The organism is Sphingomonas sp. PAMC26645 (assembly GCF_004795835.1).
Taxonomy (GTDB): Bacteria; Pseudomonadota; Alphaproteobacteria; order Sphingomonadales; family Sphingomonadaceae; genus Sphingomonas.
In genome coordinates, this window is sequence record NZ_CP039249.1 from 3270960 (window position 1) to 3293211 (window position 22252).

The following is a 22252-nucleotide window of genomic DNA, read 5'->3' on the forward strand; positions in this document are numbered from 1 at the left end:
AAGGACCGTTACCGACCGATCAGGCGCTTGGCGATCGAGTCCGACACGTCCGACGCGGGCTGGCCGGTACGGTCGCTTTCGTTCCACACTTCGATCAGACGTTCGGGAATCCGCGCGATCCGGGCCTTCACCTCGGCCTCGTCGCCGTGACCCAGATACTCCAGGCCGACGTTGATGATCCCTCCTGCGTTGATCACGTAATCCGGCGCATACAGGATGCCGCGTGCGTGCAGCCGCGCGCCGTCTTCACGGACGCTCAGCTGGTTGTTCGCACCGCCCGCGACGACCTTCGCCTTCAGCGCCGCGATCGACATTTCGGTCAGGATCGCGCCCAGCGCGTTCGGGCTGAAGATGTCCGCGTCGGTCGTCAGGATGGCCTCGGCCGCCACCGCGGTCGCGCCGAGTTCGCCGGCCAGCTTCTGCGCACGGCCCTCGTCGACGTCGGCCAGCGTCAGCACCGCGCCGTCCTTGGCCAGCAACCGCGCGAGCCCACCGCCGACCGAACCGACGCCCTGGATTGCGACGCGCACGCCCTTCATGTCGGTCGCACCGAGGCCACGCTGTGCGGCTGCCTTCACGCCGAGATAGATGCCGAGCGCGGTGTACGGCCCCGGATCACCACCCGCAGCGCCGCTCGCGACCGGCAGGCCGGAGACGTAGCGCGTCTGGCTGGCGATCACCTTCATGCGGTCTTCGGACATGCCGACGTCCTCAGCCGTCACGTAACGGCCGCCGAGCGAATCGACCGCGCGGCCGAACGCCTCGAGCTGCGCCGTCGTGATGACGTCGCCGGGCTTGGCCGCGAGGACCACGCCCTTGCCGCCGCCGAGCTCCAGACCGGCCATCGCGTTCTTGAAGCTCATGCCGCGCGACAGGCGCAGCGCGTCGGTCACCGCACGGCCATTGTCGGCATAATGCCAGAAGCGTGCGCCGCCGGCTGCCGGCCCAAGCTTGGTCGAGTGCACCGCGATCACCGCGTGCAGGCCCGATTCGGGATCGGTGAAGGCATGAACGCCCTCGTGGTCGTCGAAATCGGGAAGGTCCCAAACCGCTGTCATCGCCGGCTCCTGAGGAGAATAAAATTACCGGGAAGCGAAATATTATTTTCCGGCCGGTTTTACCAGCCCAAAGCGCTCACGTTGGGGAGGCTCGGAAAAATAATAGAAAATGGGGCGACCGACGGGACTTGAACCCGCAACATCCGGCATCACAAGCCGACGCTCTAACCAATTGAACTACGACCGCCGCGTAGGCATCGCCCCCTAGCGGGGGTCGCCGGGCGGCGTCAACCGTCGACTTGCCAAAAAGACGTCAAAAACGTCCCTCGATGGCGAGCTTGTACCCGTTCGGGCCGCTCACGAAGCCCGCCTGCTCGAGCTTCTGCACTGCCAGCGGATCGGACGGACGCAGCGACAGTTCGGCACGGTAGGTCCCTGCCCCCTCGATCCGGAGCGCGATGCTCTCGGTCCCGGACTGGCTCGCCAGCGGAAGCAGCAGCGCCGTGCCGTCGCACCGTGCGGTGCCGCTCACCGACTGCGGCAAGGTGATCCCGCCGACGTCACCCGCCAGCGTCGCGCGGACGCGGCCCTCGGCGGCTTCGCACTGGCCATCGCGGAAACGGACCGACACGTCGTCAAGGTCGAGCGCGGAGACGGGCACCGGCGCGAACAGCCGGCCGGTGGCGACCGTGGCGGTCATGCGGTCGACGCCGAAGCCGTGGCGACTGACGCTCGCCGACCCGTGCAACGGCTTGGCCGACACCGATTCGGGACCGGCGAAGACGATCGTCGCGCGACCGACCAGCAGCGGCAGGGGTGAAAGCCGCGCGTGCAGATCGCCGAGTGCTAGATCGCCGAACCGCGCCTCGGTCAGCGTCGCGCCCCAGACCGTCCCCGACACGCGCCGCGCGACCAGCCCTTCGTCGCCGACGCCGACCCAACCGAGCACCGCGCGCATCGGCAGGAACACGATCAGCGCGATCAGCAGCATCCCGCCGAACAGCGCGGCGGGGCCGGTACGCAAACGGATCCGCCTCATGCCGCGCGTGCCTTCAACGTGAGCGCGACGCCGACGGTCTTGTCGCCCTTGTCGGTCATCGCCACCGAATCGACGAGGATACCGAGCCGTTCGAGGCGCGCCAGCCACGCGACCAGCGCCGCGGGGCGCGCCGACTGGATGCCGACGCGCACCCGGCTCGCGCCGTCCTGATCGAGCGAGGCGAGCGCAAAGCCGGCCTGATCCGCCTCGGCGCGCACCGCATCGGCCAGCGTGCCGGTCAGCGGCGTGGCCCGCGTCCGCTGGATATCGCGCAACGTCGCGACTTGCGCGCGCGTCTCGCCGAGCCGGGTGACGGCATCGGCATGACGCTCGCGCGCACTGGACAGGCCGTCGCCGACCGGGCGGATGATCAGCGCCCACAGCAGCGTGAGGACTGCGAGCCCCGCCATCACGAGCAGCAGCCGCCGCTCCCGTAGCGAACGTCCTTCGAACCACGTCTTCAGTCCGGTCATCGTCCGCTCTCCGGGCTGATCGTGAGTTCACCCGTCACCCGGCCGGCTGCCGCCTGGAACACGCCCGCGCGGACCGAGAAGCCGGCGGCTTCGAGCGCTCGTTTGAGGTCGGTCGCCAAGGCTTCGCGTTCGACGGCCACCGACAGGCGCAGGTCGCCGTTCGCCTGGAAATCGAGCGCGGTGACTTCGGTGCCGGGCGTCGCACGCACCGCTGCGAAGACCGCCGCGGTCGTGCTGGTGAAACCCAGCCCGGGTCCCCGCACGCGCGACAGGCGCTCGTCGAGCTGGCGGCTGGCGTCGACCACCGTCTCGCCGCGCGGCAGGCCGGTGACCGCCACCGTATTGGCCTCCGCCTCCAACGCATCCGCGCCGAAGCTGTATTTCGCGATGCGGACGAGCGAGATCGCGAGGGTCACGGCCAGGATCGTCAGCGACAATAGCGCCAGCCGACGGATCAGCCCCCAGTCGATTGCGAACCGTCGCCGCCGCGCAAACGGCCCCTGCCGTAGGTCGAGCGGGGGCGACGCGACGGCGGCAACGATCGCTGCCTCCAGCATATCGCGGTCGATCGTCGCGGGCGCGGTGCCGCCGGTCACCAACTCCGTCAGCCGCGCTTCGTCGGCGAACCCGCTGGACGTGCCGCGCACGACACCGCTGCCCGCAAGCTCCGCCCGCGCGTAGCCCTCTTCGGGTCGCGGAAGGAGCATCGGCGCAGGAATGACCGCGACCGGATCGACGCCTGCCTCCGCCAGCATCAGCAGCCAGTCGCGCATCGTCGCGGCACCGACGACTCCGATCGGTCGGTCGCTCGCGCCTTCGTCCCCGACCGCGACGTGGAGTTCGGCGAGCGGCGACGCGCTTGCCTCGCTCGCCAGGATACGCGCAGCCGCCGTCGCCTGCGCCGCAGACCGCGACGGCAGCTCCGCCCAGTGCAGCGTCACCGCATCGGCGGGCGCGACCGCGATCGTCTCGTCGTCGATCGCATCGGGGATACCCTCCCCCTCCCCGACCACGCGCGCGTCCGCGACGCGCATCCAGCGATATCCGGTCTCGCCGGCGGGAAGGAACAGCAAAGTCGTCATGATGGCTCGCCCCATTGCCGCGATACGAGCTGCGCGGGAAGCCGGTTCGCGTCGATCAGCGCACGTTCCTGCATTTGAGTGGTGCCGAGCGTCACGTCGATATCGAGCGTGAACCATTTCGACAGCACCTGCGCGTCCGCGCCGGGCGCGATATTGGCGGCGCCGAGCAGCGACGCGCCCTTCTGCATTTCGTCGAACGTGGCGTAGCCCTGCACCGGTCGCCGCAGCAGCAGTTGCTGGGCGGCACCGACCGACAGCGTATCCGGATACATCATCGCCAACAGCACGCTCTGTTCGGGGAGCAGCGTGTTGACGTTGATCGGCGACGGCCTGGCGAACGGCAGCGTGCAAATCCACGGCCGGATCTTCGTGTAGATCTCGGGCGTCATCCCGGCGATGGCGCGCAGTTCGCTAGGGTCGCTCATCAGCGTGCCGGCAGTGCGGTACGACGGCACGCGACCAAGATACGCGCCGTCCTCGGCCCCCATCGGTGACTGGTCCTGATCGCTGTCGATCCAGTCGGTCGTGCCCGCCGCGACCTGTTCCGCGACCTGCACGGGTACGTCGAGCAGCCGCATCAGGCGGACGAACTGCGGCCGCACTTCGCCACGCGCGACGTACACGCCGGGGGTGGTCATGCCGACGAGAGAGTTCAGGTTGAAGCAGTTCGCCCCGTCGCGGACGCGCGCGGTCGCGAACCCTCCCGGCACAGGCAGGCCGAACGGGGTGTTGCTCCAGCCGCCGGCCAGCGTGACTCGGCTTGGCTTTGGCGCGAGCAGGTTGGAGACCCGAGTCAGCGCCATCGTCTCCGCCGCGAGCGCATAGGCGCGCGCCTGCTCGCCGGTCGCGGCGTTGCTCGCGAGGCGGGTCGACAGCCGGAGTTTTTCCAGCGCCGCCCCCGCCATCACCGCGATGATCGCGACGAGCATCAGCACGGTGAGCAACGCCGCGCCCCGTTCTTGCCCGCGTCGAATGCCGAGATCAGGTTCGCGCACCGGGCGTCTCCTGTCCCGGAGGGGTGCCCGCAGGTGGCGTTATGACAGGACCGGTTCCGTCCGAGGGCGCGGGCACGTAGCTGGTGCCGACGAGAAACATCTGGCGGAACTGCGTACCGTCATCGCGCTGGACGGTGAGTTCCATCGCGTCGGGCAAAGGCCTGCCGCTCGCGCCGTCCCATCGATCGCTCCAGGCGCCCGCGATGCGATAGCGCAGTCCGACCTGACGAACTTTGGTGAGCAACGCGGCAGGCGGCAGCGGTTGCGCGCCGTCGACCATCGGATACGCGATCCGCTGAAGCGCGCCGCCGTCGACGCGGTAGGCGACCTTCTGCATGCTGGAGCGCGCCGCACCGTCGATATTACTCCAGCCGGCGCGGACCAAACGCAGCATCGGCGTGACGCCCGACCCACTCTCGCCGATGAACGCGGGAACGCTGGTGCCGGCCTCGTCGCGGGTGGCGCGGTTCGATGCCTGGGCGAGATCGGCGGACAGGATCGACATCGTCCGGGTAAGCGCGCTGATGTCGTCGAGCTTCGCGCCGGTCGAGCTCTGCGCCTTCACACTGAACGACAGGATCGCGACGCCCGCTGCGGCGATCATGCCAAAGATCATGAGCGACACCATGACTTCGATAAGCGTGAAGCCTGCCTCGGTTTTCGGAGGCGTCACATCACCATCCGCGGCGCGGGTCGCACCAAGGTCAGGCGGCCGAGTTGCGTGCCGGTCCGGTCGGCGACCGCCACGTCGATCCGCAACACGCTCGATCCGCCGAGCGCGCTGACCTGCCGGGTCCACGTCCAGGGCTGGCCGCCGTTCGTCTCGACGCCGGTGACGCGGCCTGCGGTCGGTGGCTGCGCGCTGGTGACCGCGTCGATCGCGACGTTGCGCGCGACCATCTGCGCGACCAGCGTTTCGTCGAGGATCGAGGCGCCGCGGATCGTCGCACTTTCCAGACGTACGAGCGCCATCGCCGCGAGGCTGAAGACTGCCAGCGCGACCATGATTTCTATCAACGTGAAGCCGTGTTCGGCGTAACGTCGACGAAGGGTGAAGCCGCGCTCAGCCTGCATCGGCTCTTACGCTGCCATCGGCGTCGATGTGGACGGTTGCCGCGACGCCACCGCGATCAAGGCGGATCTCCGCTGGGCGATCGACGAGACCGGTCGGGTCGAACGTCACGCGCAGGCGGCCGGTGGTATCGCCGATGCTGGCTCTGGTACCGTCGTTCCAGCGTTCCACGCGCATCGGTTTCTCCGCAATGGGTGTCCAGCCACCAGCCAGCCGGCGGTCGAAGCCGTAGCCGCCGCCGCTGATCCAGACGCTCACCGGACGCGCCTCGACGATCGCCGAGTCATGCGCGGCGCGGGTGCGCAGGGCGAAACGCGTCGCCTCGTCGAGCACGCGGCCGCGCGGGTCCGGCATGACGAGCACGGCTACCGCAGAGGCCAAGCCGATGATCGTGACGACGACCATCAGTTCGACCAGCGTAAAGCCGGCTTCGCGCTTATTGCCAGCTGCCGATATCGGCATCGATCCCCTCGCCGCCTTCCTTGCCGTCCGCCCCGAAGGTCCAGACGTCGGCCTCGCCGTGCGCGCCGGGCGAGGCGTAGAGATACGGGCGCCCCCAGGGATCGTTCGGCAGCTTCTTCAGATAACCGCCACGCTGGTACCGCGATGGATCGGATAGGCCCGCGGGCGCCGAAACGAGCGCGTTCAGCCCCTGCGTGGTGTTGGGGAAGGTCATGTTCTGGAGCTTGTACAGTTCTAGCCCGCCCTCGATCTGCGCGATGTCGGCCTTGGCCTTCTGGATCCGCGCGGTGTCGCCCGAGGGCAGCACGTTGAGCGCTACGATGGTGGCGAGCAGGCCGATGATGACGATCACGACCATCAGCTCGACGAGGGTAAAGCCGGCCTCGCGGCGCTTCTTTTTATCTTCGGGACGCATGAACAACCTCATTGTCCGGCCAGCGTGTTGAGCTGGAGGATCGGTAGCAGGATGGATAGCACGATCGTCGCGACGATGCCGCCCATCACGACGATGATCAGCGGTTCGAGCAACGACAGCGCGGTGGCGGTGAAACGGTCGAACTCGCGTTCGAGATAGTCGGCGGCGCGCTCCAGCATCTCGTCGAGCCGGCCCGCCGCTTCACCGCTCGCCGCGAGATAGGTCAGCAGCGGGGGGAAGACACCGGCGCGGCGCATCGCAGCGGAGAGCGAGCCACCGCCGCGGATCGCGTCGACGATCTGGTCCGACGCCTGGCGGAGGCGGCGGTTGTGGATCGTGCTGGCGGTGAGGTTGAGACCGTCAAGCAACGGCAGGCGACTCGCGACCATCGTGCCGAGCGTGCGCGCCATCCGGGCCGCGTGAAGGTCTCGGATCAGGCGGCCGAGTAGCGGGATACGGAGCAGCCAGCCGTCGAAGGCGAGCCGGAGCGTCGGGTCCTTGAGCGCCCGCCACCCGGCTAGCCCGCCGCCGACGACGATCAGCAGCATCACCCACCAGTATCCGACGAGGAACGCCGAGAACGCCATGACCATCCGCGTCAGCAGCGGGAGTTGCTGGCCGACCGTGTCGAATTGCTCGACGACCTGCGGCACCACGAACATCATCAGCGCGGTGACGACGCCGAACGCGACGAGCGCGAGGATCGAGGGGTAGGCGAGCGCGGTGATGAGCTTGCCGCGGATCTCGGCCTGGCGTTCGAGCAGGGCGGCGAGACGGTCGAGGATGGTCGGGAGCGAGCCTGAACTCTCGCCAGCGGAGACCATCGCGCGGTAGAGCGGCGGAAAGCTTTTCGGTTCGCGCGCCATCGCGTCGGCCAGGCGACGGCCTTCGACGACGCCGGCGTGGACGTGCTGCACTATTGTTCGGACGCTGTCTTGCTCGGTCTGGCGGGTGATCGTGCGGAGCGACTCTTCCAGCGGCGAGACGCGGTTCAGGGTGGCTAGCTGGCGGGTGAAGAGCGTGAGATTCTTGCCCGACATCTTCGGTGTGCCGAGCTGGAGGCCGAACAGCGGGCGGCCTTTGGTTGCCTGTGGCGGCGCGCCGGGGGTAATCTTCACGACGTAGAATTTACGCGCGTCGAGGGTGGCGCGCGCGACGTCTATGTCCGACGCGGCGACGTGGCCGCGGCGTTCGGCGCCCTTGGTGTCGATTGCGATATAGTCGAAATCAGCCATCATCCTCCCCTGCAAGGGGAGGGGGACCGCCGCGCAGCGGTGGTGGAGGGGGCGTGCCGCGAACGTTGCGGTTGTGGTGATGGTGCGCGCGGGAACCTGGTCACGTCCGACTGGCGGTGCGAGCTTGGTGAGCCCCCTCCACCAGCTTCGCTGGTCCCCCTCCCCGTTTCGGGGAGGAATTGGCGCGCGCTACGCAACTACTGTATCCTCGACAACTTCGGTCGTGTCGCGGCGGGATACTCTTACTGCTTCTTCGGCGGTGGTCTGGCCGGAGAGGACGAGGTCGCGGGCCGATTGCGCCAGGTTCGGCGACTTCGCGAATGCGTGCGCGGTGATTTCGGATTCGTGGCCGTCGGTGTTGATCAGGCGGCGGATCGTGTCGTCGATGCGGACCGCTTCGAAGACGCCGATACGGCCCTTGTAACCGGTCTGGTTGCAGTCTTCGCAGCCTTGCGCGACGTAGACGACCGCGTCGGAGGCGATGCCGAGCAGCGGCGCGACCGTGTCCGACGCGGGGACGGCCTTGCGACACGTCGGGCACAGGCGGCGCACGAGCCGCTGCGCGATCACCGCGCGGAGCGTCGAGGCGAGCAGGAAGCTCTCGACCTTCATGTCGCGCATGCGGGTTATCGCGCCGATCGCGTCGTTGGTGTGGACGGTCGACAGCACGAGATGGCCGGTCAGCGACGCCTGCACCGCGATCTCGGCGGTCTCGCGGTCGCGGATTTCGCCGACCATCACGACGTCGGGATCCTGGCGGAGGATCGCGCGCAGGCCTGCCGCGAAGGTCAGGCCGACCTTCGGGTTGACCTGGGTCTGGCCGACGCCGTCGACGGCATACTCCACCGGGTCCTCGACGGTGAGGATGTTGCGGCTTCCGTCGTTCAGCAGGCGGAGCGCGGCGTAGAGCGAAGTGGTCTTGCCCGAGCCGGTCGGGCCGGTGACGAGGATAATGCCGTTCGGCTCGCTCAGCGCTTCGTTGAGCAGTGCGAACAATGCGGGCGGCAGGCCGAGCGCTTCGAGGTCGATGCCGGCGTTCTCCTTGTCGAGAATACGCAGCACCACGCGTTCCCCTGCGCGGCTCGGCAGCGTCGAGACGCGGACGTCGAGCAGCTTGCCACCGAGCGTCAGGCCCATGCGGCCGTCCTGTGGGACGCGGCGCTCGGCGATGTCGAGGCGCGCCATGACCTTGATGCGGCTGACCACCACCGGGGCGACGTTGGGCGGCATACGCAGCGTTTCGCGCAGCACGCCGTCGATGCGCATGCGGACGACCAAGCCGCTCTCGTACGGCTCGATGTGGATGTCGGACACGCCGTTGCGGGCGGCGTCGGCGATGATGCCGTTGATGAGGCGGATCGCGGGAGCGTCGTCGGCGGTGTCGAGCAGATCCTCCGCGGTCGGCATGTCGCCGGCGAGCAGGTCCAGTTCGTCGCCCATGCCGACTGCGGCGAGCGCGTTGGCCTGGCCGTCCATCGCGTAGACGTTCGACAGCAGGCGGTCGAACGCGACCTGCTCGACGAATGTCACGTCGAACGGGCGGGCGAGGTAGCGGCGAAGTTCGAGCAGGACTTTCGGGTCCGCGCCGGCGCGCATCGCGATGGTGAGGTGGGAATCAGTGTCGGTGTGGTCGACTACGACGCCGAACTTTCGGGCGAAGGCATAGGGGATCGTGATCTGGGGGAGATCGGTCGAGGATACCGCTGCACTGCTCCCCTCCCGCTCGCGGGAGGGGTTGGGGGAGGGAATGACATACCCCTCGATCGCGTTGTCGATGATAGAGGCAGGCCCTCCCCCGACCCCTCCCGCAAGCGGGAGGGGGGAAGTAAGCTCGATCTCGTGGCCTTCGCGGATGATCATTTCTTGGGTCGCACGACCATCGTCGAGGTGCGTACCGGGACGGCGATACGCGGGTCTTCGATGCTGCCGGGGATCGGTGCGCTCGGGATCGGCGGGGCGGCGCCCATGTAGTCGCGGACGAGTTGGTCGATCGACGGCTCAGCGCCCGGCTCCTGCAGACCCTGTTGCAGGCGGACATAGCCGTAGCGCTGCTCGGTCAGCTTCCGGCTGTCCTCGGCGGTACGCAAAATCGTTGGGCGTATGAAGATCATCAGGTTGGTCTTCGACCGCTGTTTCGCCTTCGAGGTGAACAGATGGCCGAGCACGGGGATGTCGCCGAGCAGCGGGATCTTCTCGATCGTGCGGCGTTCATTGTCGTCGAGCAGGCCGCTGATCACCGCGATCTGGCCGTCGTCGACGGTGCGGACGGTCTCGACCTCGCGCTTGTTGAGGATGAGGTCGCTGTTGTCGCTCGATACCGGCCCCGCGATCGAGCTGACCTCGAGGCGGAGGTTGAGCTTCACCGTACCGGACGAGTTCACCTGCGGCCGCACGGTCAGTTCGATGCCGACATTCTGGCGCTGCGTGGTGCGGAAGGCGTTGTCGAAATTGGTGCTGAGCGCCTGCCCCGTGGTGATCGGGATCTCCTGCCCGACGAGGCTGTGCGCCTCCTGGTTGTCGAGCGTGACGAGGTGCGGGACCTGGAGCAGGTTTGAGGTCGTGTCGCTCTTCACCGCGTTGATGATCGCGCCGAAGAACGTGCTGCCGATCTTGCCACCGAACCCGCCAAAGCCGCCGGTAGCCGCGAGGATCGACGCGATCGCCGACTGCTGCAGCGCGTCCGCCGCGGCATTGGGCGTGTTCGTTTCGGTCCGCGTGCCATCGGGCGCGACCACCGTCGTACCGTTGCCGCCGATCGAGCGCGCGCCGATCGCGCCGGCAATCTGGAGGATGTTGGGCGCGGAGTTCGAGAAGGTCGATGCACCGAACGCGCCGCCGCTCGGATCGCCGACGATGAACTGCGCCCCGAGCGTGCGCGCGGTCGAATCGGAGACCTCGGCGACGATCGCCTCGACGAGTACCTGTTCGCGGCGCGTGTCGAGTTGACGGACGACCTCGTTGAGCTGACGCTGGATCTCGGCGGGGGCGGCGATGACGATCGCGTTGGCGCCGGCGAAGCGCGTGACGACCACCGCAGACCGGCCGGCAGACGTGATCGCGGCCTGGCCGGAGCTGGACGCGCCGCCGGCCGTGGGGCCAGACTGTGGGATCTGTGGTTGCGAAACATTCGACTGTCCGCCGGACGCGCCGTTGGTGCTGCTCGATCCGAAGTTCGAGCGCGACAACGCCGTCTGCACCGGCTGGGTCGGAGTCTGGCCGACGAGTTCCTGCAACACCGGCAGCAACTGCTCGGCATCGGCGTTCTCGAGGAAAACGACCTTGATCTCGGTGCCGTTGCGCGCTTTCTGGTCGAGGTCGGCGGCGACCTGCGCGAGGCGGGCGACGGTGGTCGGATCGCCGCGCAGGGCGACCGCGTTCGAACCCTCGACCGCGACGACCGATGCGCTCGGACCGGCACCTGCGCCACCGCCCTGCCCGCCCTGTCCGCCACCCGTGCCGGCGCCGATGAGCCCCTGGAGCGCAGTCGCGATTTCCTTCGCACTCGCGTTCTTAAGCGCGACGACGCGGGTGGAGGATGTGTCGGTGTCGATCCGGCGGAGGACTTCGCGGATGCGGCGGATGTTGTCGGCGAAATCGACCACGACGAGGCTGTTGCCGCCACGGTTCGCGCTGACCGAGCCCTGCGCGCTGACCAACGGGCGGACGGTCTCGACCGCGGACTGCGCGTCGATCGCGCGAAGGCGGATGATCTCGGTGACGTAGCTGTTGCGCGCGGCACCCGCGACGCCGATCCGGCTCGGCTGCGAAGCGGCGTTGTCGAGCGGCTGAACGCGGAACGCCCCGCCCGAGGTCGGCACCGCGACGAGGCCGTTGGCGCGCAGCGTCGAGAGGAATATCTCGAAATATTCGGAGCGCGACAGCGGCCGATCGGTGACCACCGTCACCTTGCCGGCGACGCGGTTGTCGATGATGAACGTGCGCCCGGTGACCTTGGCGGCATCGGCGATGAACGCGCGGATGTCGGCGTCGCGGACGTTCAGCGTAGTCTGGGCATGAACGCCGGCCGCCAGTGCGAGAGCTACGACGGGGCCGAGAAACAGTTTTTTCATTGGGGGGGCGCGATCGTGATGGCGAGCGGCAGGGTATCCTGGCCGCGTTCTACGGTGATGGGGACGTTGCCGCCGCCCGCGAAATCCTTGGCGATGCGGTCGAGATCGCCGGGACCGGAAACGGGACGCCCGCCAATCGAGGTGACGACGTCGCCGTCCTTGAGCCCGGCTGAGCGGAACGCGTTGCCCGAGCCTTGCGAGCGAACGGTGAGCCCGCTGATGCGGCCGCCGTCGATGCGGGGGATGAAGCCGATCTCGCTGCGCAACTGCGCGACGGGGATGCCGACGACGGGGGCAACGGCACCGGGCGCACCCGCGGGTGCCGCGCCCGGGACGACCGGCGTGACGGCGCCCGACTGGTCGAGGAACAGGTCCTCGTCGGCGCCGCCGCGGTCGATCGTGACGTGATCGAACGCAACCGCCTTGAGACGCACGCCGGGCTGGATCTCGTCGCCGACCGCGACGCTCTGCTGGACGCCGTCGGGGCCGGCGATGATCGCGGAACTGCGGCCCATCGCTTCATCCATCCGCGTGCCGAACAGGGTCAACTGGAGCGACGTGACAGTGGCGGGTGCGCCCGCCGCGCCACCGAGGCGGAAGAACGGATCGAACCCGCGCAGGATGTCGGCGGGCGAGCCCACCACCATCGGCGCGGCCGGACGCCAGTCGCCGAGTGGCGTGATCGGCGTCACGATCGTCCACGCCAGCCGCGCGCACTGCACCGCAAGCCCGGCCAGCAGCGCGAGTTCGACGACACTATAGACATTCACGACCGGCATACGCCGCAAGATACGGCGCGCCCGCGCGTCCAGCTTCAATCGCATCCGCGACCCACCCCAATTTCCCGCTCTCTTCGTCGCGTAGGCATGCCATGTTACAATTCCGCGTCAATGGCTTGCGCGTTGGTTGCTTCGATTCTGAGGGGGTAGCGCTTCGCGTCGGCGATGGGCAGAAGACGCTCATGTCCGATCCTGTCCCGTCCAGCGGCTCCGGCCTGCCCCCCGAAGCGATCTTCGCGCGGCTGTCCGTGCCCGGCGTGCAGCGCGTACCTAGCCCGAAGCTCGACCTGTTCGTGCGACGCGACTTCCTGCCGCCGGACCTGTGCGCGACGCTGATCGAGCGGATCGACGCGGTGCGGCGGCCGTCGACGATCTCCGATTCGAACGGCGATGCGAGCTATCGGACCAGCGAGACGGGCGATCTGTCGCCGCTCGATCCGGTCGCGATCGAGGTCGAGCGCCGGATCGCGGCACTGACCGGACTCGACCCGGTGTACGGCGAACCGCTCCAGGGGCAGCGCTATGCGGTCGGGCAGGAGTTCAAGGGACACACCGATTATTTCGAGCCGAACGGCGTCGATTATCAGCGTTATTGCGGGGTCGCGGGCAATCGGACGTGGACCGTCATGATCTACCTCAACCAGCCGGAAGCCGGCGGCGCGACGCGGTTCAAGGCGATCGACAAGATCGTCCAGCCGGAGACGGGCAAGCTGCTGGCGTGGAACAACCGGCGGGCCGATGGGAGCATGAACCCGGCGACGCTGCATCACGGGATGAAGGTGCGCGCGGGGGTCAAGTATGTGATCACCAAATGGTTTCGCGAGAAGCCCTGGGGTTAGGCTTGGTCTAGGACCATGATTGGTCCGGCAAGAACGGACGGATTGGCGCAGCGATGACTCCTGCGCCTTAGCACCTAGCACTCTCAAAGCACCTCCCCGGCGAAGGCCGGGGTCCAGTTGGGCAGCGTTGCTGACGAAGGACGACGCTTCGTTACGCTGACCTTTCCAACTGGGCCCCGGCTTCGCCGGGGAGGTCCTCTTCTTGGGAGGTCGGTCGCTCCGACTGCGCTCGCCACTGGAGCGCAACCCGAACGACCGCCCCCTTCCTCAGAACGTCGTGCTGATCCCGAGCGTGAACACCTGACCCAGGTTATACCGGTTGATGTACACCTTGTTGCCGTTCTCGAACGTCTGGCCCTCGGTGAAGCGCGTCTTGGTCAGGTTGCGTGCTTCGGCCTTCACCTCGAACTTGGCGCCGCGCAGTTCGACACCCTGGCGGGCGACGAGGTCAAGGCGGATGCCGGGCTTCTCGATGATGTCGGGCAGGAAGCCCGTGCCGCCGAGGTTCGACGGGCCGCGGTTGGTTACGCGGTCGCTGGCGTAGTTGAACAACAACGTGATCTGCGACAGCCGCTTGGTGTCCTCCAGCCCGAGCTGGACGTTGACGAGGTGGTCCGACTGGCCGGTGAGCGGCGCGCCGTCGCGGAAGTTACCCGTGGCGGGCGCGAAGCCGGCCTGGCAGCCCGCGACCTTGGTCGTCTGGTCCACCACGTTCGGGACGCAGCTGCCGTCCACCGTGATCGACGACTGCGTATAGGTGTAGTTGGCGATGAACAGCAGGCGGCGCGTCGCGAAGAAATCGCTGCCGAGCGTGTCGAGCGGCACGTATTTCTGGAACTCGACCTCGCCGCCGTACAGCTTGGCCTTGGGCAGGTTGGTGAAGCCGGTCTGGAGACGATCGTCGGCACCGGTGTAGAAACCGACCTGCTCAATCGGCTTGTCGATCCGCTTGTAGAACGCGCCGAGCGTGAAGCGCTGGTCACGCGCGAAGAACCACTCGTACCGCGCATCGAGATTGTAGAGCTTGGTATCCTGCAACAGCGGGTTACCGAAGAACAGGCGATCCGATTCAGGATCGCGGAACTGCTGTGGTGCAAGCTCGCGGAACTGCGGGCGCGAGATCGTCTTCGAGGCGCTCGCACGAAGCTGCATGTCGGGCGCGAAGTTCCAGGTCAGCGTCGAGGCCGGCAGGAAGTAATCGTTCTTCAGACGCGTCGTGGTCGCACCGATCGGGGTAACCCGCTCGTCCGCCGTCTCGTAGCGCACGCCGATCGTCGCGCGGACACCGTCGGTCGCCTCGGCCTCGGCCTGGACATAGCCCGCGTGGATCCGCAGCGACGCATCATATTGATACGCACCGAGCGGGGTGTTGAACTGCAATTCGAGCGAGTTCAGCGGATCGTTGGTATCGATCGCCAGCAGATAATCCGGACGGAGCAGATTGTACGGATAGCCCGGCGCGGTGCCACCGCCGCGCGGCGTCTGGTAATTGAACTGGAGACGCGACGACGTGCGCTTCGTATCCGAGTAGAAATAGCCGGTCGACAACGTCATCGGCCGATCGGTCGACAGCTTGTACGCCGCATCCGCCTGGCCGCTGTAGAGGTCTTCCTTCAATTCGCTGAAGATGATCGACGCGAACGGCGAGAAGCGCTGAGTCACCTGGTAGGCACCGTTGCACTGCGCGCCGCCGGTCCCGTTCGGATCCTGCACCGTGATCGGCTGGCCGGTCGTGGTGGTGTTCGAGCAGAGATAGTCGAACTGCCGCTCGTACGGCGCATTGCGCTTCGAATTAGCGTAAGCGCCGCGGACGTCGAGCGTCAGCGCGTCGACGGGCTTGAACGCACCGACCAGCTGGCTCTCGAACAGCTGGCGTTCGAACCAGTTGGTGTTCTGCTGGAAGCGCAGGCCGCTCGAGTTGTTGTAGGTGGTCGCCGCCGACCCACGCGCCTGCTTCAGCGTGTCGTGGATATAGACGTTGGTCAGCTTGATGCTGTTCTCGCCGAACTCGTAGCCGACGCCGATCAGCGCGTTCGCGACGATCCGGTTGTCGGTCAGCAGGGTCTGGAAATCGTTGCGGAGCAGCCCCTCGTTGGTGACCGAATCCTGCTGCGTGATGCTGCGGGTGCGGAAGGTGTTGCTCGCGCTGACCGACGCGATCACGCCAAGCCGGCCCGAACCGATGTCGAACACCGAGCCGCCGCTGATCTCGCCCGAGAAATTGGCGGGAAGCTGGTTGTTGCGCTGGAGCAGCGAGGTCGAGGCGTTGCTGAGCGTCGCGGCCTGCGCGGCCGAGATGTTGCCGGTACCGCTCGGCGCGTTCTTGATGAAGCTCGGCACTTTCCGCGTGCCGTCGTCGAAGCCGATCCAGTCGGCATCGCCACCATAATAGGTGTAGCCGAGTTCACTGGTGGTCGCGGTGTCGGCCGAGACCGAGCCGCCGAACGACAGGAAGTTCTTGTCCGGGATCGCCTTGGTCGTGAGGTTGATCACGCCGCCGCCGAATTCACCGGGATAGTTCACCGAATAGGTCTTCTGGACCAGCGCAGAACCGACGATCGTGGTCGGGAAGATGTCCAGCGGGACCGACCGACGCAGCGGCTCGGGGCTCGGCAGTGGCGAGCCGTTGAGCAGCGACGACGAGTAGCGATCGCCGAGACCCCGGACATAGACGAAGCCGTTGCCGACGATGCTGAGACCGGTGACGCGCGACAGCGCGCCGGCGATGTCGCCTTCGCCGGTGCGTGCGATGTCCTCGGTCGACAGGATCGAGACGACCTGCGGGGTCGCGCGGACGAAATTCGGGATGTTGCGGCCGACGACGACGATGTCCTCGCCGCCATTGGCGTCGAAGCCAGGAGCCGACACTTCGGCCTGCGCTCCGGCGGCCTCCGCTCCGGCAGCTTGGGGCGCAGACACGTCCACCGGCGTCGAGGTCGGACCGGTCTGCGTCGTCGAGGCGGGTGGCGAGGCGGCTGGAGCGGGTGCAGCGCCGCCGGTCTGGGCGAGCACCGCGGGCGCGACCAGCTGCGAGGTCAGGAGAAGTAAGGTGGCATAGCCGAAGCGCGTTTGCATGGCCGAATATCCAGATCAGGGGGTCTATGGGCGAATGCCGGGGTGGTCTTTGGAACCACCCCGGCATCGCTGCTCACATCATCGACTGCGGAGAGCCGACCGGAAGCGTTACCGGCCGTTGCAGTTGAAGTAGACCGACGTGAAGATCGGCGGGCCCTGGTCCTGCTTCGAGGCATCCGCCGCGCGGATCGTCGAGCGATCGGCCTGGCTGGTTTCCTGCGCGATCAGGTTGAGGCAGGCGACGGTCGCAGGCGACTTCACGATGCCGTTGATGAAGCGCATGTCCGAACCACCGCGCTGGCGGATAGCGGCCGGCGCAAGCGCGGTCTGCACGAACGTGAAGTTCGAATACTGACCGAAGGTACGGGGCAGCAGGTCCTCGGCACCGTTCGAGTCGATCTCGGTCGAGAACGAGTCGGCGGTCGCACCCAGCAGACGCTGTGCGGCGATGATGAACTGCATGAAGCCGCGATAGCCGTTGTCGATATCGTAGCCGTCGTCGTCTGCGCCGGTGACCGCGAAATACTTGATGTTCGTGGTGCCGCCGAAGATCTCGATGCCGTCATCGGCCGAGTTGTGGCTCTGGACATGATCGATCGTCGTGCCCGACCCGGTGCCGCCGAGCGTCAGGCCCTGGAGCTCGTTGCCGTCGCTGATCGCGATGCCGCTGTAGCGGATCTGGACATACTGCATCGTGCCGCTGTTGTCGGCCGCCGTTGGGCCACCGTAAAAGCGCCCGGTGACGCCTTCGATCGCCTGCTGGCAGGTCGTGCTCGTGCCGCCGGCGTTGTTCGGACCGGTACCCGTGGCGCAGACCGCGACGGGGGCGCGGCCGAGCAGGATGATCCCGCCCCACTGGCCCTGCGTCGCATCGCTGACGCCGTTGGCGGTCAGGTTCTGCTGCGACGTGAAGATGATCGGTGCGTCGCGCGTACCGACGGCGCTGATCTTCGATCCGCGGTTGACGAGCAGGAGATCGGCGGTGACTTCGGTCGAGTCCGCGGCGACGACGACGCCCGGTGCGATCGTCAGCGTCACGCCGGTATCGGCACCGGTCGTGCCGACATCGGCGCCGACTTCGGTCTGGCCGCGCAGGCGGTAGAACACGCCGGCGATCTTCGGCAGCGTCAGGCTGGACGTGATGTTGGTCGGCAGGCGGCAGGCGCGGAACGTCTGGACCAGGCCGTCGTCGATCGTGCCGGTCGGGCACGCTGCGGCCGAACCGCCGGCGCCAACAGCAGGAACCGCGGTGCAGCGCGCGGTCGTGCTGCCGCCGAACTCGGCCGACGTGGAGGCGCAGGTCCAGCCCTGGAACGCGGTGTCGGTCGGTCCGTTGAGCGCGCCGACGAAGTTGGTGCTGGCGAAGAACGGGTTGATCGACGACGGGTCGGTCGCGGTCGTGGCGGACGTCGCGGCGGTCGGGTACACGCCGGTCAGGACGTTTGTGCCGCTGACGTTGTTGTTGGTGCCAGCGTTGACGATCGCAAGCTGCTCGTCGGCGCTGATCGTGATCGTGCCGTCCGAGCGGCCGCCCGAGGTCGAGGCGAACTGCGCTGCCGTGATCGCCGATGGGGTCGGCGTCGGGGTGGACGGCGTCGGGGTCGGCGTAGCTGGCGGGGTGATGATCACCGTACCTGCGCCCGGCGAAGCGACGTCGTCGGCACCGCCGCAAGCGGTGAGTGCGAGGCAGGCCGTGCCGGTCAGCAGGATCGTGCCGAGGCGAGTAAAGCTGGTCATGCGAAGGACTCCCGAGTCGTACCGTTGATTGTTCGGATCGACCCAGGCTCCCCCCTGCCGACCGTGACATGGCGGTTAGGCTGGCCAGATGACGCCGCGATGCGATTTCGATGACGCTTGCATGACTATGATATGACGGTTCGATGACTGTCGATTGGGGCGCTACTGACGCACGGGGTTGAAAACCGCGCTATCGAACACATCTCTTCCGATCCGGCGCGCGATGATTTACAGGCGCTGCCAGAGTCACCGCCCACGCATTCCTGCGTCCGGACGGTCAGACCGATATTACAGGATTATCTCACGACAATGGCCTCTTTCAAGGACCCCAGTTTCCAGGACCGCACGAGCAGCGCAGCCGCCGCCAAGCAGAAGGCGCTCGAAGCGCTGCGTGCCAAGCCGCCGATCGACGAAGCCGTCGTAGCCGAGCGCCTTGCCGCGCGCGAGGCCAAGGAATTGGCCGAGCGCGAGAAGCGCGCTGCGAAGCGCGCTGCAGAGGATGAGGCCAAGGCTGCGAAGAAGGCTGAGGCCGAGGCTGCTGCTGCCAAGAAGCGCGAGGCCGAGGCTAAGGTCGAGCTGACCGATGCCGAGAAAAAGGCGATTCGTGACGCCAAGTATGCGGCGCGGAAGAACAAGAAGAAGTGATCTTTGGGCGGTCGTTTGGCCGCCCATTTTGATTGAACGAATGCTCGCTGAGGCATCTGACGAAAAGACTACCACCCCGGCGAAGGCCGGGGCCCAATTGGCAAGTTCGCAGTGATAAAGCGCAAACCTACGTTACCGACGTTTCCCAATTGGGCCCCGGCCTTCGCCGGGGTGGTGTTTTAAATCGCAGGCGCCCTTCCCCGCTACTTTGTTCGGGTGACGGACGTATTGAAGCGCGCGACCCTACTCCGCCTGCTCCCAACCGCCACCCAGCGCCTTGAACAGCGCCACCGTCAGCTGCCGCAACTGCGCGTCGCTCGACACCAGCTGTTCGCGGGCCGTCAGCACGTCCGTCTCCGCGTTCAGCAGTGTCGTCTGCGCCACGAAGCCGGTCCGGTACTGCGACTCCGCCGCCTTCGCGCTGCTCTGCGCATCGACCACCGCCCGCTGCAAAGCCGCGTTCCGGCGACGCTCGGCGGCAATCTGCGCGAGCGGATCCTCGACGTCGCGCAACGCCTGCAACACGGTCGAGCGATACCGGAGATACGCCTGCTCGCGATCCTCCTCGCGCGATTTCACGGCCGATTTACGCCGGCCCCAGTCAAGCAGCGGGAACTGCGCCGCACCGGAGGCGGTCAGCTGGAGGCTGTCACCCGAGAAGAGATTGCCGAGCGCGGTCGAGATCAGCTGGCTCACGCCGGTCAAGCTGAACTTCGGATACATATCCGCCACCGCCACGCCGATATCCGCAGTCGAAGCCGCGAGATCGCGTTCGGCCGCGCGGATGTCGGGGCGACGACGCAACAGCTCCGACGGCAACCCCGCCGGGATCGACGGTACGCCGAGCGGTGCGACCGACGGCGCCGCGAGTTCGGCCATCAGCGTCGCGGGTGGCTCGCCGAGCAGGATCGCCAGCGCGTGCATGCGGACGTCGACATCGGCACGGACCGGTTCGGCGCGCGCTTCCGTGGATGTGATCGAAGCGCGCTGGCGGGTGACGTCGATCGGCGGGACGAGGCCCACCTTGGCTGTGTTGCCTGCGATCTCCAGCGCACGACGCTGGCGGACGATCTCGCCCTCGATCGTCGCGATCTGCGCCTGGTCGAGCCGGAGCGCGAAATAGGCCTGCGCGACTTCCGCGGCTAAAGTCACCGCGGCATCGCGCTTCGACCAGACCGCCGCTTCGGTCCTTGCACGTGCCCCTTCGGTGCTGCGCCGGACGCCGCCGAACAGGTCGAGCTCCCAGCTTGCATCGAAGCCGACGGAATAAGTCGTGATCCCGCTGCCGGGCAGTGCGATGCCGCCGGTCGAGCCCCCAGTCGAGCCCGCGCCCCCTGCGCCCGTGCCACCACTGAACGCGCGTGCGATCGACGAGAGGCCGGCGTTCTTGCTGAACTCGATATGGCTCGGGCTTGCGCTGGCGTTGACGCTCGGGAGGCCTTGCGAGCGTGCGACGATCTCCTGCAACCGCGCCTGGCGCACGCGCGAGGCGGCGATCGCGATGTCGGGATTGCCCTTCAACGCGCGCTGGACGAGGCCGTCGAGTTGCGGATCGCCAAACGCCGACCACCAGCGCGCCGGATCGACCGAAGTACCAACGCTAGCCTGCGGACCCACGAACGCCGGCGGCACCGCCATCTCCGGCGGGCTGTAATTCGGGCCGACGGTGCACCCCGCGAGCAAGGCCGCAACCGCAACCACCATGAACCGCGCACGCATCAATGCATCCCTCCCGAGGGGGCGCCGCCGGTCTTGCCGGAGCGCATGAATAGAACCAGTGGCGCGACGACCAGCACGACCACCATCATCGCGCGGAACACGTCGAGGAACGCGAGCATCGTCGCCTGCCGCTGCATCTGGCTGTAGAGAACGGCCAAAGGCGTCGTCGCATCGCCCTGCCCGCCGAACACGCTCGTCGCCTTCTGCATCCAGTCGTTGTAATTCGGATCGAGCGGGTTGAGCGTCTGCGTCAGTTCCGACTGGTGCCGCTGCAATCCGCCCGCGAGCTGCGTCTGCGCGAAGCAGATGCCGATCGTCCCGCCGAGGTTTCGCGAGACGTTGAGGAGGCTCGACGCCTGCGCGGTCTGCGTCTGCTTGAGCCCGACATAGGCGATCGCGTTGATCGGCACGAACAGGAACGGCAGCGCCATCGCCTGGAAAAGCCGCGCGAACGCCGCATCGGAAAACGCGATATCCGCGGTCAGGTGGCTCATGTTCCACAGCGCGAACGCCTGCACCAGCAACGCCGGGAACAGCAGGAAGCGGACATCGACAAGCCCGCTGAGCCGCCCTGCGAACGGCACCATGACGAGCGTCGCGAGACCACCGGCGGTCAGCGCTAGGCCGGCATCGAGCGAGCTGTAGCCGAGCACCTGTTGCAGCATCTGTGGTATGAGCTGCGTGGTACCGAACAGGATCATGCCGGTGACGCCCATCACGCCGATCGTCAGCGCGAAGTTGCGGTTCTTCAGCAGCTTGAGGTCGATCACCGGGTCCTTGTGGTTCAGCTCCCAGATCACGAGCGTGACCAGCGACACCGCGGCGATGATCGCCGACATCACGATGAAACCGCTCGAAAACCAATCCTCGCGCTCGCCGCGATCGAAAGTGAGTTCGAGGAAACCGAGCCCCAGTGCGACCAGCGCGACGCCGACATAGTCGATCGTCAGGCCGTTCTTGAAGCGCTCGTCACGGTCCTTCTTCACCTGGTCCGGCTCGTCGACGAAGGTCTCGACCAGGAACCACGCGGCGATGCCGACCGGCACGTTGATCAGGAACACCCAGTGCCAGCTCGAATATTCGACGATGTACCCGCCCAGCGTCGGCCCGAGCACGGGGCCGACGACGACGACGATCGCGAAGGCGGCGAACGCCATCCCACGTTGTTTCGGCGGGAAGGTGTCGGCGAGGATGGACTGCTCGACCGGTGCTAGGCCGCCTCCGCCGATGCCCTGAAGCACGCGGGCGACGACGAGCGTAGCGATATTGGGCGCAAGCCCGCACATCAGCGAGGCAAGCGTGAACAGGGCGATCGACAGCAGGAAATACCGCTTTCGACCGATCGCGTCCGATAGCCAGCCCGAGATCGGGATGACGATCGCGTTGGCGACGAGGTAGCTGGTCAGTACCCACGTCGCCTGATCGGTGGTGATCGACAGCCCGCCCGAGATGTGATCGAGCGCGACGTTGGCGATCGAGGTGTCGAGCACCTCCATGAAGGTCGGGATCGAGATGATCGCGACGATCAGCCACGGGCTGTACTTGCCCGCCGCCGACCGGCTCGGTGACCACGTGTGACCGCCGCCCGCGTCCGCCTTCGCTGGCGCCTTAGCCAAC

19 protein-coding genes and 1 tRNA gene are annotated in these 22252 nt (G+C 67.2%); 2 read left to right on the top strand and 18 right to left on the bottom strand.

From position 1 onward, the window contains the following. Nucleotides 1–8: 8 nt before the first annotated feature. The 14 genes from E5673_RS15035 to E5673_RS15100 form a co-directional block, all read right to left on the bottom strand. On the bottom strand, nt 9–1058 hold the full coding sequence (locus tag E5673_RS15035; protein ID WP_136190644.1) for a Glu/Leu/Phe/Val dehydrogenase dimerization domain-containing protein: 1050 nt from the start codon (nt 1056–1058) through the stop codon (nt 9–11). 110 nt (nt 1059–1168) lie between these two features. After that, nucleotides 1169–1245 (bottom strand) — tRNA-His (locus E5673_RS15040). A 66-nt stretch (nt 1246–1311) separates the two neighbouring features. Beyond that, complete coding sequence (gene gspN, locus E5673_RS15045) at nt 1312–2037, bottom strand: type II secretion system protein N (protein WP_136190645.1); 726 nt, start codon at nt 2035–2037, stop codon at nt 1312–1314. Beyond that, nucleotides 2034–2510 (bottom strand): type II secretion system protein GspM, encoded by a 477-nt coding sequence (gene gspM / locus E5673_RS15050; protein ID WP_056058034.1) that lies wholly within the window; start codon nt 2508–2510, stop codon nt 2034–2036. Before gspM ends, gspN begins: the two co-directional genes overlap by 4 nt. Beyond that, nucleotides 2507–3592 (bottom strand): type II secretion system protein GspL, encoded by a 1086-nt coding sequence (gene gspL, locus E5673_RS15055; protein WP_136190646.1) that lies wholly within the window; start codon nt 3590–3592, stop codon nt 2507–2509. The genes gspM and gspL overlap by 4 nt, the downstream gene beginning before the upstream one ends. Further along, nucleotides 3589–4587 (bottom strand): type II secretion system minor pseudopilin GspK, encoded by a 999-nt coding sequence (gene gspK, locus E5673_RS15060; RefSeq protein ID WP_247599415.1) that lies wholly within the window; start codon nt 4585–4587, stop codon nt 3589–3591. Before gspK ends, gspL begins: the two co-directional genes overlap by 4 nt. Further along, complete coding sequence (gene gspJ, locus E5673_RS15065) at nt 4574–5260, bottom strand: type II secretion system minor pseudopilin GspJ (protein WP_247599416.1); 687 nt, start codon at nt 5258–5260, stop codon at nt 4574–4576. The genes gspK and gspJ overlap by 14 nt, the downstream gene beginning before the upstream one ends. Then, complete coding sequence (gene gspI, locus E5673_RS15070; RefSeq protein ID WP_136190647.1) at nt 5257–5661, bottom strand: type II secretion system minor pseudopilin GspI; 405 nt, start codon at nt 5659–5661, stop codon at nt 5257–5259. Before gspI ends, gspJ begins: the two co-directional genes overlap by 4 nt. Continuing rightward, the gene (locus E5673_RS15075) at nt 5651–6121 is read right to left on the bottom strand and encodes a GspH/FimT family pseudopilin (protein ID WP_136190648.1); all 471 of its coding nucleotides are present in this window, start codon (nt 6119–6121) and stop codon (nt 5651–5653) included. Before E5673_RS15075 ends, gspI begins: the two co-directional genes overlap by 11 nt. Next, nucleotides 6096–6536: a type II secretion system major pseudopilin GspG gene (gene gspG / locus E5673_RS15080; RefSeq protein ID WP_136190649.1), complete on the bottom strand. Its 441-nt coding sequence runs from the start codon at nt 6534–6536 to the stop codon at nt 6096–6098. Before gspG ends, E5673_RS15075 begins: the two co-directional genes overlap by 26 nt. Nucleotides 6537–6544: 8 nt before the next feature. Continuing rightward, on the bottom strand, nt 6545–7771 hold the full coding sequence (gspF, locus tag E5673_RS15085) for a type II secretion system inner membrane protein GspF (RefSeq protein WP_107961922.1): 1227 nt from the start codon (nt 7769–7771) through the stop codon (nt 6545–6547). A 189-nt stretch (nt 7772–7960) separates the two neighbouring features. Beyond that, nucleotides 7961–9631, bottom strand: coding sequence for an ATPase, T2SS/T4P/T4SS family (locus tag E5673_RS15090; RefSeq protein WP_136190650.1), 1671 nt, complete (start codon nt 9629–9631; stop codon nt 7961–7963). Next, nucleotides 9628–11841 (bottom strand): type II secretion system secretin GspD, encoded by a 2214-nt coding sequence (gene gspD / locus E5673_RS15095; protein WP_136190651.1) that lies wholly within the window; start codon nt 11839–11841, stop codon nt 9628–9630. Before gspD ends, E5673_RS15090 begins: the two co-directional genes overlap by 4 nt. Next, a complete protein-coding gene (locus tag E5673_RS15100) occupies nt 11838–12665 on the bottom strand; it encodes a type II secretion system protein N (RefSeq protein WP_136190652.1) in 828 nt (275 codons plus the stop codon). The genes gspD and E5673_RS15100 overlap by 4 nt, the downstream gene beginning before the upstream one ends. Nucleotides 12666–12802: 137 nt before the next feature. On the opposite strand from E5673_RS15100, the gene E5673_RS15105 reads away from it, so the two are divergent. After that, entirely contained in the window at nt 12803–13459 is a 657-nt protein-coding gene (locus E5673_RS15105; RefSeq protein ID WP_136190653.1) for a 2OG-Fe(II) oxygenase, read from the top strand. A gap of 267 nt (nt 13460–13726) precedes the next feature. Here E5673_RS15105 and E5673_RS15110 read toward each other — a convergent pair whose 3' ends face one another. Both E5673_RS15110 and E5673_RS15115 read right to left on the bottom strand, forming a co-directional pair. Beyond that, complete coding sequence (locus tag E5673_RS15110; protein ID WP_136190654.1) at nt 13727–16534, bottom strand: TonB-dependent receptor; 2808 nt, start codon at nt 16532–16534, stop codon at nt 13727–13729. A gap of 108 nt (nt 16535–16642) precedes the next feature. Further along, nucleotides 16643–18271 carry a hypothetical protein gene (locus E5673_RS15115; protein ID WP_056058006.1) on the bottom strand — a complete coding sequence of 543 codons (1629 nt, stop codon included), beginning with the start codon at nt 18269–18271 and terminating at the stop codon, nt 16643–16645. Nucleotides 18272–18580: 309 nt separating this feature from the next. Here E5673_RS15115 and E5673_RS15120 point away from each other — a divergent pair, with 309 nt between their 5' ends. Then, nucleotides 18581–18916 carry a DUF6481 family protein gene (locus E5673_RS15120; RefSeq protein ID WP_056058003.1) on the top strand — a complete coding sequence of 112 codons (336 nt, stop codon included), beginning with the start codon at nt 18581–18583 and terminating at the stop codon, nt 18914–18916. 243 nt (nt 18917–19159) lie between these two features. Here E5673_RS15120 and E5673_RS15125 read toward each other — a convergent pair whose 3' ends face one another. Beyond that, nucleotides 19160–20635, bottom strand: coding sequence for an efflux transporter outer membrane subunit (locus E5673_RS15125; RefSeq protein WP_136190655.1), 1476 nt, complete (start codon nt 20633–20635; stop codon nt 19160–19162). Next, complete coding sequence (locus E5673_RS15130) at nt 20635–22251, bottom strand: DHA2 family efflux MFS transporter permease subunit (protein WP_056057998.1); 1617 nt, start codon at nt 22249–22251, stop codon at nt 20635–20637. Before E5673_RS15130 ends, E5673_RS15125 begins: the two co-directional genes overlap by 1 nt. Between the last annotated feature and the right edge of the window lies 1 nt (nt 22252).

Excerpts from the sequence above, each read along its gene's own strand:
- E5673_RS15035 (WP_136190644.1), bottom strand. The coding sequence starts at position 1,058 with ATGACAGCGGTTTGGGACCTTCCCGATTTCGACGACCACGAGGGCGTT.
- gspN (WP_136190645.1), bottom strand. The coding sequence starts at position 2,037 with ATGAGGCGGATCCGTTTGCGTACCGGCCCCGCCGCGCTGTTCGGCGGG.
- gspM (WP_056058034.1), bottom strand. The coding sequence starts at position 2,510 with ATGACCGGACTGAAGACGTGGTTCGAAGGACGTTCGCTACGGGAGCGG.
- gspL (WP_136190646.1), bottom strand. The coding sequence starts at position 3,592 with ATGACGACTTTGCTGTTCCTTCCCGCCGGCGAGACCGGATATCGCTGG.
- gspI (WP_136190647.1), bottom strand. The coding sequence starts at position 5,661 with ATGCAGGCTGAGCGCGGCTTCACCCTTCGTCGACGTTACGCCGAACAC.
- E5673_RS15075 (WP_136190648.1), bottom strand. The coding sequence starts at position 6,121 with ATGCCGATATCGGCAGCTGGCAATAAGCGCGAAGCCGGCTTTACGCTG.
- gspG (WP_136190649.1), bottom strand. The coding sequence starts at position 6,536 with ATGCGTCCCGAAGATAAAAAGAAGCGCCGCGAGGCCGGCTTTACCCTC.
- gspF (WP_107961922.1), bottom strand. The coding sequence starts at position 7,771 with ATGGCTGATTTCGACTATATCGCAATCGACACCAAGGGCGCCGAACGC.
- E5673_RS15090 (WP_136190650.1), bottom strand. The coding sequence starts at position 9,631 with ATGATCATCCGCGAAGGCCACGAGATCGAGCTTACTTCCCCCCTCCCG.
- gspD (WP_136190651.1), bottom strand. The coding sequence starts at position 11,841 with ATGAAAAAACTGTTTCTCGGCCCCGTCGTAGCTCTCGCACTGGCGGCC.
- E5673_RS15100 (WP_136190652.1), bottom strand. The coding sequence starts at position 12,665 with ATGCGATTGAAGCTGGACGCGCGGGCGCGCCGTATCTTGCGGCGTATG.
- E5673_RS15105 (WP_136190653.1), top strand. The coding sequence starts at position 12,803 with ATGTCCGATCCTGTCCCGTCCAGCGGCTCCGGCCTGCCCCCCGAAGCG.
- E5673_RS15110 (WP_136190654.1), bottom strand. The coding sequence starts at position 16,534 with ATGCAAACGCGCTTCGGCTATGCCACCTTACTTCTCCTGACCTCGCAG.
- E5673_RS15115 (WP_056058006.1), bottom strand. The coding sequence starts at position 18,271 with ATGACCAGCTTTACTCGCCTCGGCACGATCCTGCTGACCGGCACGGCC.
- E5673_RS15120 (WP_056058003.1), top strand. The coding sequence starts at position 18,581 with ATGGCCTCTTTCAAGGACCCCAGTTTCCAGGACCGCACGAGCAGCGCA.
- E5673_RS15125 (WP_136190655.1), bottom strand. The coding sequence starts at position 20,635 with ATGCGTGCGCGGTTCATGGTGGTTGCGGTTGCGGCCTTGCTCGCGGGG.